The organism is Streptococcus mitis (assembly GCF_902159415.1).
In the GTDB taxonomy this organism is placed as follows: domain Bacteria; phylum Bacillota; class Bacilli; order Lactobacillales; family Streptococcaceae; genus Streptococcus; species Streptococcus mitis_BG.
In genome coordinates this window covers 472,801-487,066 of the sequence record NZ_CABGJU010000001.1, presented here as the reverse complement: position 1 = coordinate 487,066, position 14,266 = coordinate 472,801, and the positions used below count along the sequence as shown (strand labels likewise).

Annotated in this window: 14 protein-coding genes; all 14 read left to right on the top strand. The window is 35.7% G+C overall.

What is annotated here, in order from left to right; translation table 11 throughout:
• The first annotated feature begins 55 nt into the window (after window positions 1–55).
• The 14 genes from FN031_RS02485 to FN031_RS02415 all read left to right on the top strand — a co-directional run bounded on the left by FN031_RS02485 (window position 56) and on the right by FN031_RS02415 (window position 14,266).
• Window positions 56–1,342 (top strand): phage portal protein, encoded by a 1,287-nt coding sequence (locus FN031_RS02485; RefSeq protein ID WP_142557310.1) that lies wholly within the window; start codon window positions 56–58, stop codon window positions 1,340–1,342.
• The gene (locus FN031_RS02480) at window positions 1,335–2,033 is read left to right on the top strand and encodes a head maturation protease, ClpP-related (protein ID WP_142557308.1); all 699 of its coding nucleotides are present in this window, start codon (window positions 1,335–1,337) and stop codon (window positions 2,031–2,033) included. The genes FN031_RS02485 and FN031_RS02480 overlap by 8 nt, the downstream gene beginning before the upstream one ends.
• Before the next feature lie 18 nt (window positions 2,034–2,051).
• Window positions 2,052–3,257 (top strand): phage major capsid protein, encoded by a 1,206-nt coding sequence (locus FN031_RS02475; protein ID WP_142557306.1) that lies wholly within the window; start codon window positions 2,052–2,054, stop codon window positions 3,255–3,257.
• A 2-nt stretch (window positions 3,258–3,259) separates the two neighbouring features.
• Window positions 3,260–3,517: a head-tail connector protein gene (locus FN031_RS02470; protein WP_142557304.1), complete on the top strand. Its 258-nt coding sequence runs from the start codon at window positions 3,260–3,262 to the stop codon at window positions 3,515–3,517.
• Complete coding sequence (locus FN031_RS02465) at window positions 3,517–3,870, top strand: head-tail adaptor protein (RefSeq protein ID WP_142557301.1); 354 nt, start codon at window positions 3,517–3,519, stop codon at window positions 3,868–3,870. The genes FN031_RS02470 and FN031_RS02465 overlap by 1 nt, the downstream gene beginning before the upstream one ends.
• Entirely contained in the window at window positions 3,848–4,216 is a 369-nt protein-coding gene (locus FN031_RS02460) for an HK97 gp10 family phage protein (RefSeq protein ID WP_142557298.1), read from the top strand. Before FN031_RS02465 ends, FN031_RS02460 begins: the two co-directional genes overlap by 23 nt.
• Window positions 4,217–4,223: 7 nt before the next feature.
• A complete protein-coding gene (locus FN031_RS02455) occupies window positions 4,224–4,550 on the top strand; it encodes a hypothetical protein (protein WP_142557296.1) in 327 nt (108 codons plus the stop codon).
• Window positions 4,551–4,552: 2 nt separating this feature from the next.
• Window positions 4,553–5,122: a major tail protein gene (locus FN031_RS02450; protein ID WP_045616007.1), complete on the top strand. Its 570-nt coding sequence runs from the start codon at window positions 4,553–4,555 to the stop codon at window positions 5,120–5,122.
• Between the two features lie 11 nt (window positions 5,123–5,133).
• The gene (locus tag FN031_RS02445; RefSeq protein ID WP_006153800.1) at window positions 5,134–5,553 is read left to right on the top strand and encodes a hypothetical protein; all 420 of its coding nucleotides are present in this window, start codon (window positions 5,134–5,136) and stop codon (window positions 5,551–5,553) included.
• A 182-nt stretch (window positions 5,554–5,735) separates the two neighbouring features.
• Window positions 5,736–8,789 carry a phage tail tape measure protein gene (locus tag FN031_RS02440; RefSeq protein WP_142557294.1) on the top strand — a complete coding sequence of 1,018 codons (3,054 nt, stop codon included), beginning with the start codon at window positions 5,736–5,738 and terminating at the stop codon, window positions 8,787–8,789.
• Window positions 8,786–9,508 carry a phage tail protein gene (locus tag FN031_RS02435; RefSeq protein ID WP_142557292.1) on the top strand — a complete coding sequence of 241 codons (723 nt, stop codon included), beginning with the start codon at window positions 8,786–8,788 and terminating at the stop codon, window positions 9,506–9,508. The genes FN031_RS02440 and FN031_RS02435 overlap by 4 nt, the downstream gene beginning before the upstream one ends.
• Complete coding sequence (locus tag FN031_RS09105) at window positions 9,509–13,855, top strand: phage tail spike protein (RefSeq protein ID WP_260604680.1); 4,347 nt, start codon at window positions 9,509–9,511, stop codon at window positions 13,853–13,855. It abuts the gene before it with no gap.
• Window positions 13,809–14,015 (top strand): hypothetical protein, encoded by a 207-nt coding sequence (locus tag FN031_RS02420; protein WP_142557290.1) that lies wholly within the window; start codon window positions 13,809–13,811, stop codon window positions 14,013–14,015. The genes FN031_RS09105 and FN031_RS02420 overlap by 47 nt, the downstream gene beginning before the upstream one ends.
• Window positions 14,015–14,266 carry a hypothetical protein gene (locus tag FN031_RS02415; RefSeq protein ID WP_001162702.1) on the top strand — a complete coding sequence of 84 codons (252 nt, stop codon included), beginning with the start codon at window positions 14,015–14,017 and terminating at the stop codon, window positions 14,264–14,266. Before FN031_RS02420 ends, FN031_RS02415 begins: the two co-directional genes overlap by 1 nt.

The window sequence follows — 14,266 nt, the reverse complement described above, 5'->3', positions numbered from 1 at the left end:
CGTAGAGCATCTCGCAAATGAGGTGCTTTTATTGTACTCAAAAATGGAGGATTAGATGGGATTTTTAGATTTTATTGGAAGAAAAAGATCACGAGATAAACCGCATAATAGCTATGAGGGACAGGACTTTTCCTATCTCTTTGGACGAACTTCTAGTGGTGAAAATGTAGATGAATTTAAAGCAATGCAGACTACAGCTGTTTATGCTTGTGTGAGAATATTAGCTGAAGCTGTCGCTTCTCTACCCATTCACATATACGAAAGAACGTCTAATGGGAGAGAGAAAAAATTTGAACATCCTCTATATTTCTTACTTCATGATGAACCAAATCCAGAGATGTCTTCTTTTGTCTTTCGAGAAACTTTGATGACTCATCTTTTGATATGGGGCAATGCATATATTCAAATCATAAGAGATAAGAGCGGTCAGGTTATCAGTTTGTATCCCTTATTACCAGATAAAATGTCAGTACACCGTGATGAAAATGGGAAACTTTACTACAAATATCAACGTCAGACCGAAGAAAATCCAAATTTCAAGGATAAAGGAAGTGTTATTTTAAAACAAGAAGATGTCCTTCACATTCCAGGACTTGGTTTTGATGGATTGATTGGCTATTCTCCCATCGCATTAGCAAAGAACGCAATTGGGATGACTTTGGCTACAGAGAATTACGGAGCATCATTCTTTAAAAATGGTGCAAATCCAGGTGGTGTATTGGAACATCCAGGGATTTTGAAGGATCCAAAAAGAGTACGTGATTCTTGGAATGCGGTTTATAACGGTGTAACAAATGCACATAAAGTTGCAGTTCTAGAAGAAGGGATGAAGTACACTCAAATAGGTATTCCACCAGAAGAAGCACAATTCTTACAGACTAGGAAGTTTCAAATCAATGAGATTGCACGTTTGTATAGGATACCACCACATATGATTGGTGATTTAGAAAAATCTTCATTTTCAAATATCGAGCAACAATCACTAGAGTTTGTAAAATACACATTAGACCCTTGGGTAGTTCGTTTAGAACAGGCCTTCAAGAGGTCTCTTTTTTTACCTGAAGAAAAGAAGAAGTACTTTGTTAAGTTCAATGTAGATGGTTTATTACGTGGAGATTATCAAAGTCGTATGAGTGGGTATGCTATTGCAAGACAGAATGGCTGGCTATCAACAAATGATATTCGAGAACTTGAAGATTTAAATCTTTTAACAGATGAAGAAGGAGGAAACCTTTATTTGATTAACGGAAATATGACTAAATTAAAAGATGCTGGTGGTTTTATGACAAAACAGGCAATTGAACAACTTCAAGAAAAACAAAAGGAGGAAGAGGATGCGTAAATTTTGGAGTTTTTCAGACGAAGGGAATATTCGCACTCTTCGTATTGAAGGACAGATTGCTGATGAAACATGGTTTGGAGATGAAGTTACTCCACAACTCTTTAAAAATGATTTAAATGCAGGAAAAGGTGATATCACCCTCTGGATTAATAGTCCAGGGGGTGATGTTTTTGCTGCAGCACAAATCTATAACATGCTGATGGATTACAAGGGAAATGTGCATGTCATAATTGATGGTCTTGCCGCTAGTGCTGCCAGTGTCATTGCCATGGCTGGAACAACAGTATCCATGAGTCCTGTTGCAATGATGATGATTCACAATCCATGGACAATTGCACAAGGTGAAGCAAGGGATATGGAAAAGGTCATTGAAATGCTGGGGGAAATCAAAGAGTCTATTATGAATGCCTATGAGTTAAGAACAGGATTATCTAGGACAAAAATCTCACATTTAATGGATTCTGAATCATGGTTTAATGCGAGAAAAGCAGTTGAACTTGGCTTTGCGGACAAGATTTTATTCAGTAAAGATGAACCTAAAGAAGAACTAGAACTAAGCAGTTATTCATTTAGTAGAGCCACTGCGGATCATAACCTTGTTGTTAAACTTCAAGCCAAAATAGATAGCTACAAACCTTTATCAACGACTCCTCTCAATCAGTTAAGAAAACGATTAGATTTATTGAAATAATGAAAGGAAAACTAACCTATGTCTAAATTACTTGAATTAAAAGAAAAACGAAATCAAGCTTGGGAACAAGCAAAAACTTTCCTAGACTCAGTGCGAACTGAAGATGGTTTAGTCTCAGAAGAAGATTCTCAACGCTATGATGAAATGGAAAGTAAAATCAATCGCTATAATCAAGAAATTGCTCGCTTAGAACGACAAGAAAAGATTGATCTAGAACTTGCTCAACCAACTTCTCAGGCTTTGACAAGACAGCCTACCACTGTCTTAAAAGATAGTGAGGTAGAAGATGAGAAGAAGGGAACTAAGTCTGATGCCTATTCCAAAACCTTTTGGACGAATGTCCGTAAGCGTAACTTCTTTGATGTTAAGGATGTTCTTCGTGTTGGAGAAGATACAGAGGGTGGCCATTTAGTACCTGATGAGTATGAGAAAAAACTAGTTCAAGGTCTTCAAGAAGAGAATTTCTTCCGAAGTCTAGCAACTGTCATTAAAACATCAAGTGGAGAGCGGAAGATTCCAGTTGTTACAGGGCACGGAACTGCGTCGTGGATGGATGAAAATGGACTTTATCCTGAAACTGATGAGACATTTGGTCAAGTAACACTTGATTCGCATAAGATTGGAACAGCTATTCGAATCTCAGAAGAATTGTTAAATGACTCAGTATTTGATTTAGAATCCTATATGACTAGTGAGTTTGCACGACGTATTGGTACAGAAGAAGAGAAATCATTCCTTATTGGAGATGGCTCAAAGAAACCAACAGGAATCTTTACGCAAGCAAATGTTACTGGTCCTACAACGACGACTAAAGATATTACGTTTGATGACATGATTGAATTGTATCATTCTCTTCCTGCTCCGTATCGTAAAAATGCAGTATGGATTCTTCATGATACAACTGTCAAAGCAATCCGTAAACTAAAAGACAATAACGGAAATTATATTTGGCAACCGTCTACACAAGCTGGACAACCAGATTTAATTCTTAACCGTCCATACTATACATCTACCTTTGCACCCCTACCTGAACAGGGGAATAAAGCTATTGCATTTGGTGATTTCTCATATTACTGGATTGCAGACCGCCAAGGACGTACTTTTAAACGTCTAAATGAACTTTATGCTAATAATGGTCAAATTGGTTTTCTTGCATCTCAACGTGTTGATGGGAAATTAGTATTACCAGAAGCAGTAAAAATTTTAACTGTGAAAGCAAAATAATCATGATAAGTCTAGAAGAAGCAAAACTTTACCTTAAGGTAGAAAACACAGATGAAGATGACTTGATTATGCAATTGATTGATACGAGTAAAAAGCTCTGTGAAGAAACATTAAGACAGAATACTTACAGTGAGGTTCTAAGAATGGCAATCCTGTATGGGGTTGCCTATCTTTATGAACACCGTGAAACTGCTAATTATAAAGAGTTAAAACAAATGTTATATCACCTACTATTAGCTGATAGGAAGGATATCTTTTGATGAAAATTGCTCCATTACGTGATCGTCTTACATTTGAAGTGCGTAAAATTGTGGTTGATGAAATTGGAAATGAATCTTCAGTTTGGAACACCATTTTCCAAAGATGGTGTTCTAGTCGGCCATTGACCTTAACAGAAAATGAGGGGAGTGTGTCTAAACTCCTTTATAATAAAATCCAATTTACACTAAGGTACGACAAAGCGGTACTAAATCTAAGTTCATTAAAAGCTCGGATAAGATACAGAGACGCCTACTTTACGATAGATTCAATTGATGGTGATAGCGTTCCTAAGCAATTGATTTATATTGTAGCAACTAAGGAGAATGACTATGAACAGGATAGGAATGGATGAGTTGGAAAAAGTAATTGATCAAGAGTTGGATGATTACATTAAAGAGACGACATCTGCAATGCGAGAGGTAGTAGAAGAAGTAACAGACAGTGCTGTAGATACTTTAAAGATCTCTTCTCCACGAAAAACTGGTAAGTATGCACGAGGTTGGAAAAGTAAGTCAACAAGTGACAGTCCTACTTGCTTAACAAAAACCATTCATAACCGAACACCAGGCTTAACTCATCTCCTAGAAAATGGTCACGCTAAACAAAATGGTGGTCGAGTAGAAGGGCAAAAACATATTGAAATCGTTGAAAAAAGTGCCGTTAAGTCACTTGAAGATAGGCTGAGACAAAGATTGTGAGGATTTCATGACATTAAAAGATTTCTATAACATTTTAATAAAATCAAAGTTGCCAGTAGTTTATCATCATTTTGAAGAAGGAAGAAGTCCAGCTCCACCATTTATTGTATATCTTGTTAAGGACTCTGAAAATACTGGAGCTGATAATTGGAGCTATCATAAGACTCTTAATCTTCAAGTGGAACTATATACCTTAAAGAAGGACTTAGGAATCGAAACTAAGATGGATGACTTATTTGATAGTCATTCAATTTTTTTTGACAAAATAGAGACTTATATCTCAACTGAAAAACTCTATCAAATTACATATTACATTTCATTAAACGGAGGATAGTTATGACTGAAAAAAATAAAGTTACATTCGGATTACAAGATGTTCATTGGGCAGAAGTTACAACTGAAGCTTCAAATGGTGCATTGACTTATGGAACGGTTGAACGATTACGAGGTGCAGCAGAACTAACCTTGGAACCGACTGGTGACAAAGGTTCATACAAGGCAGATAATATCAACTTTTATACTTCGGAATCAAATGATGGTTATGAGGGAACATTGAAGCTCGCCTTATTAACTCAAGAATTTTTAACTCGTGTCTTAGGAGAAAAATTAGATCCAACAACTAAAACGATTTCTGAAATCGCAAATGCTGAAAAGAAGAATTTCGCTCTGATGTTTCGTTTTGAAGGAGATAAGAAAGAAACACTTCATGTTTTGTATTACTGTTACGCATCACGTCCGTCAATGGGATCAAAAACAAAATCTGGTTCAGATATTAATGAGGTTGAGCTAAACTTTACTGCAAGTCCTCGGCCACTTGATAAGGTGGTTCGTCGCAAAACGACAGAAGAAACAAGTGATGAGATTCGTCAGAATTGGTTCAAGGAAGTCTTTGAACCTCGTGAATAAAGGAGTTACAGATGAGAGATAGTATTACAATTTCAGGAAAGACCTATGAATTAGCTACTAATGCCTATACACCGATTGCTTATAAAGAACAGTTTGGTAAAGATTATTTTCAAGACTTGTTTTCAATGGTGAGTACGCAGTCAATTCTCGATAAGATTGAACACCTAAATGAGGAAGAAAAACTCGAAACTGGTGACATTGATCTATCTATCCTGACCAATTTTGATATGACTTTTTTTCACAGAATTTTTTGGGTATTTGCGAAATCTGCTAATCCAAGAATTAAACCATTCAAAGAATTCTTTATGGAGATGGAGGAGTTTCCAGTTCAAGAAGTAGCAACTATCTTAATGAACATGCTTAATCAAGGGATGAATACAAGAAAAAAGCAGATCAAACAGAAACAGCAAGTGAAGAAATCTTTACGGTAGAAAGCTATTTATTTTGTTGTAAGGAAACTGGTTTATCCATAGACGACTTAAAACATATTTCAATTGGGATGGCTCTTGATTATCAAACTGACTATGTAAACTTGCGAACAAATGAAACAAGCAATACAAGAAAAGCGAATCAAAGTGATTTTGATAATTTTTAATAGAAAGGAGATGTGAACATGGCTGGAAATATAAAAGGTATCACAATAGAAATTGGTGGTGATACACAACCCTTGCAAAATGCCTTAAAAGGGGTAAATAAACAAGCCGCTGAATCAACTAAAGAATTGAAACAAATTGATAAGGCTCTTAAGTTTGATACAGGAAATGTCACACTCCTTACTCAAAAACAAGAAGTGCTTGCTAAACAAGTTGAAACTACTAAAGAAAAATTAGCTACCTTAAGGCAGGCACAAGCCCAAGTTGAAGCTCAATTTAAGTCAGGTAATATCGGGGCGGAACAATATCGAGCCTTTCAAAGGGAAGTAGAAACTACTCAGACAGTACTGAAAAGTTATGAAAGCAAACTAGAGGGTGTCAATCAAGCCTTATCGGAAAATGGAAATCGAATAGGTACTACTAAAAGTCAATGGGATAGCTTGAAACAAGAACAAGCTCGTCTAGCTTCTGAGAGTGAAAAATTAACGAGTCAATTTAAATTACAAGAAAGTGAACTTTCTTCAAGTGCTAGTGAATCTGAAAAGCTAGCTTTAGCTCAGAAAAAAGTAAATGAAAGTTCCTCTTTACTAGAAAAACAGATTCAGAATTTAGAGAAACAGCTAGAACTAACAAAATCTCAGTATGGCGAAAACTCGATTGAAGCCAATAAACTGGAACAGACTCTAAATGATACCAAAACGGCCTATAATCATCTTCAAAATGAGATGGAAGAGATGGGCACTAGTTCAACAAGTGCGAAGGATAATCTATCAGAAATCAATCATCTCTTAAAGGCAGATATCCTAATGGAATTCAGTGATCGTTTAGCAGAATTATCACAAAAATTGATTGATTTTGGGAAACAGTCGCTTGAAGCTTTTAACGAAGTTGATGAAGGGATGGATATCATTGTCACCAAAACTGGTGCTTCTGGCCAAGCTTTAGAAGAGATGACAACTATCGCAAAGAACCTTGCTACAGAAATTCCTACAGACTTTAATACTGCTGGAAGTGCAGTTGGTGAGTTGAACACACAATTTGGTTTAACCGGTGATAGTTTAAAATCAGCTTCAAGTTATCTCATCCAATTTGCATCTATAAATGGGAGTGATGTCACCTCATCAGCTATTTCAGCTAAGAAAGCTATAGAAGCATATGGCTTACAGGCAACGGATTTGTCTAGTGTTCTTGATTCTGTCACCTTTACCAGTCAAGCTACTGGGGTGGGAGTTCAAGATTTGATGGATAAGGTTGTTTCTGGAGCACCACAAATTAAGGCATTAGGACTTTCATTTGATGAGGGTGTTGCTTTAATGGGAAAATTTGAAAAGGCTGGTGTGGATTCATCAGCCTCTTTATCATCCCTATCAAAAGCATCTGTGAAGTATGCGGCATCAGGAAAGACTTTGCAGCAAGGTTTATCTGAAACCATCGAAAAAATTAAAAATTCAACTAGCGAAACTGAAAAGTTAACCCTCGCTTCAGATATATTTGGAACTAAGGGTGCTCCACGAATGGTGGATGCTATTAATCGTGGTGCTTTATCTTTTGATGACTTAGCTGAAACAGCAAAGAAAGCATCAGGAACAGTCGGCTCAACTTATGAAGCGACACTAGATCCAATTGATAAATTTACAACTGCTCAAAATGAAGCGAAGTTAGCATTGACTGAAGTTGGGGATGCTATTGCTGTCACTTTTGCACCGATACTAGAGATTTTAGCTGATTTGTTACGTTCAGTTGCAGAGTGGTTCTCTAGTTTATCAACGCCAGTAAAACAATTTATCATTATTGTAGGTAGCCTCATTACTGGATTAGGATTATTACTCCCTGTATTTTTAGCACTTCAGGCAGCTGCCTTAGCAATGGGTGTCACAATTGGTGGTTTAATAGCAAGTGTAGCGCCTATTATAGCTATAGTCTTAAGAATTATAGCTGTTCTTGCCTTGTTAATTGTTGGAATAAAAGAACTTTGGGAACATAACGAGGGATTTAGAACAGCAGTAATGGATATTTGGAATGCTATATATTCTTTTATATCTACTATCATTCAAGAAATATCAGACTTTATTTTAAGCATTTGGAGGACTCTAACTTCATGGTGGACTGAGAATCAAGAGTTAATTCTTGCAGCTGCAACCACAGTTTGGAATGCAATCTCAACAGTCATAACTACCGTTATGTCAATTCTAGAACCCTATATTCAGGCAGCATGGGAAAATATAAAACTGATTATCAGCACAGCTTGGGAAATCATCAAACAAGTAGTTGAAACGGCAATCAATCTTGTCTTAGGCATTATTAAAGCAATCATGCAGGTTATAACAGGAGATTGGTCTGGTGCATGGGAAACGATAAAGGCAGTTATTTCAACAGTATGGGAATCCATCAAGTCAATTGTAAGCTTAGTTCTAAGTACTATTAGTCAACTTATATCAAACACCTGGAATGGGATTAAGAACACAATTAGTAATCTCTTATCAGCAATTAGTAACGTTGTCAGTACAATTTGGAATAGTATCAGTTCAACTATTTCAGGTATTTTAAATGGAATCTCAAGTACAGTGTCCAATGTTTGGAATGGAGTAAAAAATACGATTTCAAATGCAATTAACACTGCAAAAAATGCAGTTTCAACTGCTATAACTGCTATCAAAAATCTCTTTAATTTCAGATTTCAGTGGCCACACATTCCTTTACCTCATTTTAGTGTGTCAGGATCTGCAAACCCTCTGGATTGGTTAAAGGGACAAATTCCTAGAATCGGAATTGAGTGGTATGCAAAAGGGGGGATTTTAACAAAACCAACTGCCTTCGGAACAATAGGGAATTCCCTAATGGTAGGAGGAGAAGCAGGAAACGAAGCGGTACTCCCTTTAAATGAATCTACTCTTGGGTCAATTGGAAGAGGTATTGCAAGAACGATGGATTTAAGAATGCCAGACATCAACATTTCGATTACTGGAAATATTATCCGAGAACAGGCAGATATTGAAAAAATAGCAAATGAAGTAGCAAGTCGAATCGCAGAAGAATTAGCACGTCAAAAACAATTGAGAGGAGCCACTATATGATTAAAAGAAACGAGTTAGTCATAGACGGAATTGGAACTTCTAGTTTTCCTTTTAAGGTGATTGTCCACGAATCGCCTTCTGTTATCTTAGCGGAGAGTAAGACGAGTTTATTAGAACATAAAGGAATGAGTGGCGCTCTTTCGCAAACAAATCGGCACCGAGATTTGATTGAAAAATCATATACGATATACATTGTTAAGCCCTCAGAAGAACAACTTCATCAATTTATGGGTCTATTTATCAAGGAGCAGTTTTGGCTTGAGAGTGAACGGATGAAAACCACACGTCTTTGGTGTTACCGAGTAAAATGTACTGAGGTAAAACAAGAGAGAGATGGTGTGTATGCGACGAAAGCTACCTTTATTTGTCATCCTACAAAGTTTTTTAAATCAATGGATAGACAAACTATGACATCAAACGGTGTACTTAGAGTTCAAGGGACGTCTCTAGCGTTCCCCAAAATAACGATAATGGGGAATTCGGCAACTGAGACTCAGTTTACGATTGGAGATCAGGTTATTAAAATTGAAAAACTTACAGAACCTCTTGTGATGGTAAACGAACCAAATAGTCCAAGTTTTCTAACGGTTAGCAAAAAGTACATCAAATGGTCTGGTGATTTTATCACTATTGATCCAAACGCTAAAAAAGAAGTAGGTGTTGTTCTTGGTAGAGGTATTACTTCTTTAAGCTTTGAAACAAATTGGGGGTGGGCTTAAATGTTATTTTTGTTGAACAAAGATATTAGAACTGCAAAGTGGAATGGATTACCTCTTCATGAAACTAGCTCTGCTATTGTAAAAGAAACCCTGAACGGTGATTTCACCTTATCTATTCGCTATCCAATTACCGATTCTGGTATCTATAAACAAATAAAAGAGGATATGCTTATCAAGGCTCCTGTGCCTGTCTTAGGGTTCCAGTTATTTCGTATTAAAAAGCCAATTGAAAACGATGATAGTTTGGATATAACCGCCTACCATATTTCAGATGATATTATGCAACGGTCTATCGAACCAATTAGTGTTGCTAATCTTACTTGTGGTATGGCCTTATCCCAAATGGTTCAAAATACTAAGACCAATCTTGGTGATTTTTCATTTACGAGTGATGTTACAGATCGCCGTACTTTCAATACACATGAAGTTAAGACACTCTATGCTGTCTTAATGGATGGTGCCCATTCTATCATAGGAACTTGGGAAGGGGAGTTGATTCGTGACAATTTGGCTCTGACGATCAAGAAGAATAGAGGTGAAAATAGGGGTGTTGTTATAACAACACATAAGAATCTAAAGTCTTACAAGAGAACCAAATCAACTCAATCAATCATTACTCGTATTCATGCAAAATCAACATTTAAACCAGATGGTAAAGATAAAGACCAGACAATTAAAATTACTGTCGATAGTCCTCTAATCACTTTCTATCCATATATCAATGAAAAAGAGTACGAAAATAATACTCTTAAAAGCATTGAGGAGTTAAGGAAGTGGGCTGAGGCTAAGTTTAAGAATGAAGGAATTGATAAGTTATCGGATGCTATTACGATTGAAGCCTATGAACTCGATGGGCAGGTTGTACATTTAGGTGATACTGTATATATCAAGAGTTTGAAACATGAGATTGATATTCCAAAAAAGGCAGTCGCTTATGAGTTTGACGCATTGACACAAGAATATATCTCGATTACTTTTGATGATAAACCAATGGTAGGTGGTTCAACTTCGAATAGTGGAATTTCAACTGTCGCAAATGCAATTTTAGACTCTGGTTTCACATTACAAGAAGTCGCAATTGAAAAAGCTTTGAGAAATGCGAACACAGCCTTTGATGCCGTATTCACTAAACAAAAAGAATCAATCCTTGATGATATTGAAAAAGTCAAAGCTAGTGCAGAAGTCTACGCAGATGGTATTCGTCAAGAGATTGAAGGAAAGATTGCTGATGTTGATTCTAAAGTTCTATCTAATGAATCACTTAATGAAAATAGATACAACGAAGTGTTGGCTAAAGCAAATAGTAGTAGAGATTTAGCTAATCATGCCTTAGAGGTCAGTAAAGAAGTTAAAGAAACTACTAATACAGTACTAACAGATACCTTAAATTATAAAAAAGAAGCTATTGCTGAAGCAAACCGTTTAGTTGAACTCAGCAAGAATAGCTTATTGAATCAAATTACGACAGTAGAATCTTCAATTGATAAGCTTACGGGTGTTATTACTAACAAAGTTTCAAAGACAGACTTTGATGCTATCAAAAATACCGTAGAGCAACAACGAACGGAAATATCACAAGCCAAGGATAAAATAAATCTAAAAGCTGAAAAGACCTATGTAGAAAATATTAAACAAACAGCTAGTGAAGCACTCCAAAGAATATCAGAGAACGCATTAGCAATATCTAAAACTAAAGCTGATTTACAAGTTGCTGCAGATGCTATAAAGACTAAAGTATCACAAACAGATTTTAATCAAACGACAAATCGACTTGCTAGTACTGAAACAACAATTAAAATTCAAGCAGGTGAAATAGCCAAAAGATTGACTAGTAGTCAGGTAGAAACTGTAATCAATTTAAAAGGATTTCAAACTAAATCAGATGTTGATAAAAATATTTTAGATAGAGATTATGTAACGAACTCTAGCGTGCAAAACTTAGTTAGAGAAACATCTAATAGTTTCACTCGGACTATTAGTGAAACTAAAGCTTTAATACCAACTAGTGTTTCTCATCGAAACTTAGCATCTGGTTCAAGTGATAGTTGGACTTCATACAAAGAAATAAACTCGAAACTTAATTGGATTCAAACATTAGGAAAAATTCCTTATGGTGATTCGACTGGCATTTATTCAGGGACAAAAATTAATCTATTTGTTTATATTTCTGTCGATAATGTTGTATTAGATTCAACTATTACTCCTAGAATTATCTTACAAGGTCCAGGCTATAAAAAATCAGATAATAGTGCTGTATGGAGTGTTCATTCTAATCCCTTTCATACCTCTTGGTCTACTACATTAAAGACTGGTACAAACTACCATCTTATTAAAATTTCTCGAATCGTAACCGATGATATGTTCAATAATTTTAAAAACTTTGAATTACAATTTCGTATTGATGGAGCAAGTTCAGGTAAGTTTCATTGGAGAGCTTTAATGATTACTACTGGAGATATCTTTCCAAATTATTGGACTAAACCTATAGAAGATTTAACAACTGTAACGGCTTTTAACGAAGTAAAAGATACTCTAGGTAGTCACACAAGAACTATTAGTGAACAAGGCAAAACAATTAGTCAGGTTGTACAAACATCCGAAGGACTGATTACAAGAGTCAGTGATTTAATTGATAACCAAAACTTAGTATACGATCCAACCAATTTTAGTAAATATAGAGAACGTGAACTGAATTCAAATTTAGTTATGACTGGAACTAATGAATACAAGCTGCTAAGAATTGCACAAAGTGGTAGGACAACAAATGGTTGGCGTGGTTTCCAAATGCCTCTTCATAGTCAAAAATTTGTTGCTGGTGAGAAACTTTCTTATAGGGTCAATTTATGGATAGATGTACTACCTGATGGAAAAGTTGGTTTTGAAATCAAATCAGGTAACTCAATAGGAGGTTTCACCATCAGTCCGACTAGAACGGGCGCAGCTCAAATTTTTACAGGAACTTTTACGATAAATAAAACCGTGACAAAAACAGATGATTTTGGGCTTCATATTTGGCTAGAAAAGAATGGCACTGTGGCAGTTGGCCAAATTTCAATTGTTCGAGGTAGTCAGCCACCTAAAAACTTTGTAGATAGTACATCTTTTCAACAAATTGCAACAGAAAGTCTTGTTCAGCAACATCAAGGTTCCTATTCGATTCAAAATTTAACTAATGCTGGATCTTTAATTTCAGGGATTAATTTAGGTGCAAATGGAATCAATCGAATTATTGGCAAGGCAACTCATATCACTGGAGATACTTTAATTGATAGAGCAGTCATTAAATCAGGAATGATTGACAAATTAAAGACATCAAACTTTGAATCTGGTTCAGTAACTACTATGGTATTAGCGTCAAATTCAGTAACTGCAGATAAAATTGTTGTGGATCAAGCGTTTTTTAATAAGTTAGTTGCAAATGAAGCTTATTTACGACAGCTGTTTGCTAAGAATGCTTTTATCAATAGTGTACAAAGTGTTAGGATCGATGCTAGTCAAATAAAGTCAGGCTTACTAAGTGGTGACAGAATTCAGGGTGGCACAATAACTGGAACCACAATTTCTGGTGGATTATTAACTGGAGAAACAAAAATTAAGTTAGGTGCTTATGGTTCATTTGACGCTATCAACGGTGGATTACAGATTAATGTTCCTCGTCAGTTTAATTCTAAAGATGGTTTAGGTGTACAATTTATAGGTTCTTATGGTCGAGGGGACAATGTTCCTTACGGCTTATTTATTTACAAAGATTCAGATTTTACTACTGGAAACACTGCAAGTGATAGTGATGATTTTCTATTGACGGTCGAAGGATATATTAAGGCAAAAGGAATTGGCTGGTTGAAGTACGGCAAAAGCAGCATTAATGGCTCAACTACAGGAACTATTAGTTATTGGAATTCTAATAATGTGTCTCTAGACTTTGGTGGATCAGGAAATGATATTTACTACTCATATAACGGAAAGGCTTATAGCTTATGGCAAATTGTTAACCAACATTTTTCTGATAAAAACTTAAAAGAGAATATAGGCTTATCTAACTATAAAGCACTCGATTTTATCAAAAGATTTCAATTTAAAGAATATGACTGGAAGAAAATAGGGAATCGTATTCAAAAGGCTCATACCAAAATTGGACTCATCGCTCAAGATATTCAACAAATTGACTCGTCACTTGTGTATGAAAATGGTGGTTTTCTGAATCTTGATAATACAAGATTAACGAATATCGCTTTAAAAGGAATTCAAGAGTTAATACTTGATATTCGAAAATTAAATAAACGATTGGAGATGTTAGAAGATGAACACCGATTTAATCCATCAATTAGCAATGGAGTCGCTGACTAAGAAACTAGCACAAACCGAAGGTCAAGCAGCACAAAATGAGGCTCTTTATTTAGTTGTTGCGAGCGAATTGCAGTTGATGAAAGATGTATTAGATTATGACTCAGACCTAAAAGACTTATTTGAGGAAGTAAAAACTAAAAGAGAGAAAGGAGAAAGTTAATGGCATTAGAAATTACTAAAACAACACGTTTGGTTGGAAATTTGAAGATTGGTGATGAAGTAGTTAAGCAGTATACTGTTGATGTTGATGAACATGGTGTTTCTACAGTATCTGAGTTTCTCTATCATTCAGAGCTCTATGCGGAGCATCGTCTCGAAATGAGAAACCAAGAAAAATTGTTCCGAGATAAACGATATGAATTAGAAGATGCTGTTTTAGCTGAAATTGAGTCAAATAAAAAAGAACAATAG

What these genes read in the sequence shown, in the direction of transcription:
- FN031_RS02435 (WP_142557292.1), top strand. Translation starts at nt 8,786, where the DNA reads ATGATTAAAAGAAACGAGTTAGTCATAGACGGAATTGGAACTTCTAGT.
- FN031_RS02415 (WP_001162702.1), top strand. Translation starts at nt 14,015, where the DNA reads ATGGCATTAGAAATTACTAAAACAACACGTTTGGTTGGAAATTTGAAG.
- FN031_RS02485 (WP_142557310.1), top strand. Translation starts at nt 56, where the DNA reads ATGGGATTTTTAGATTTTATTGGAAGAAAAAGATCACGAGATAAACCG.
- FN031_RS02445 (WP_006153800.1), top strand. Translation starts at nt 5,134, where the DNA reads ATGAGAGATAGTATTACAATTTCAGGAAAGACCTATGAATTAGCTACT.
- FN031_RS02455 (WP_142557296.1), top strand. Translation starts at nt 4,224, where the DNA reads ATGACATTAAAAGATTTCTATAACATTTTAATAAAATCAAAGTTGCCA.
- FN031_RS02440 (WP_142557294.1), top strand. Translation starts at nt 5,736, where the DNA reads ATGGCTGGAAATATAAAAGGTATCACAATAGAAATTGGTGGTGATACA.
- FN031_RS09105 (WP_260604680.1), top strand. Translation starts at nt 9,509, where the DNA reads ATGTTATTTTTGTTGAACAAAGATATTAGAACTGCAAAGTGGAATGGA.
- FN031_RS02470 (WP_142557304.1), top strand. Translation starts at nt 3,260, where the DNA reads ATGATAAGTCTAGAAGAAGCAAAACTTTACCTTAAGGTAGAAAACACA.
- FN031_RS02475 (WP_142557306.1), top strand. Translation starts at nt 2,052, where the DNA reads ATGTCTAAATTACTTGAATTAAAAGAAAAACGAAATCAAGCTTGGGAA.
- FN031_RS02465 (WP_142557301.1), top strand. Translation starts at nt 3,517, where the DNA reads ATGAAAATTGCTCCATTACGTGATCGTCTTACATTTGAAGTGCGTAAA.
- FN031_RS02450 (WP_045616007.1), top strand. Translation starts at nt 4,553, where the DNA reads ATGACTGAAAAAAATAAAGTTACATTCGGATTACAAGATGTTCATTGG.
- FN031_RS02420 (WP_142557290.1), top strand. Translation starts at nt 13,809, where the DNA reads ATGAACACCGATTTAATCCATCAATTAGCAATGGAGTCGCTGACTAAG.
- FN031_RS02480 (WP_142557308.1), top strand. Translation starts at nt 1,335, where the DNA reads ATGCGTAAATTTTGGAGTTTTTCAGACGAAGGGAATATTCGCACTCTT.
- FN031_RS02460 (WP_142557298.1), top strand. Translation starts at nt 3,848, where the DNA reads ATGAACAGGATAGGAATGGATGAGTTGGAAAAAGTAATTGATCAAGAG.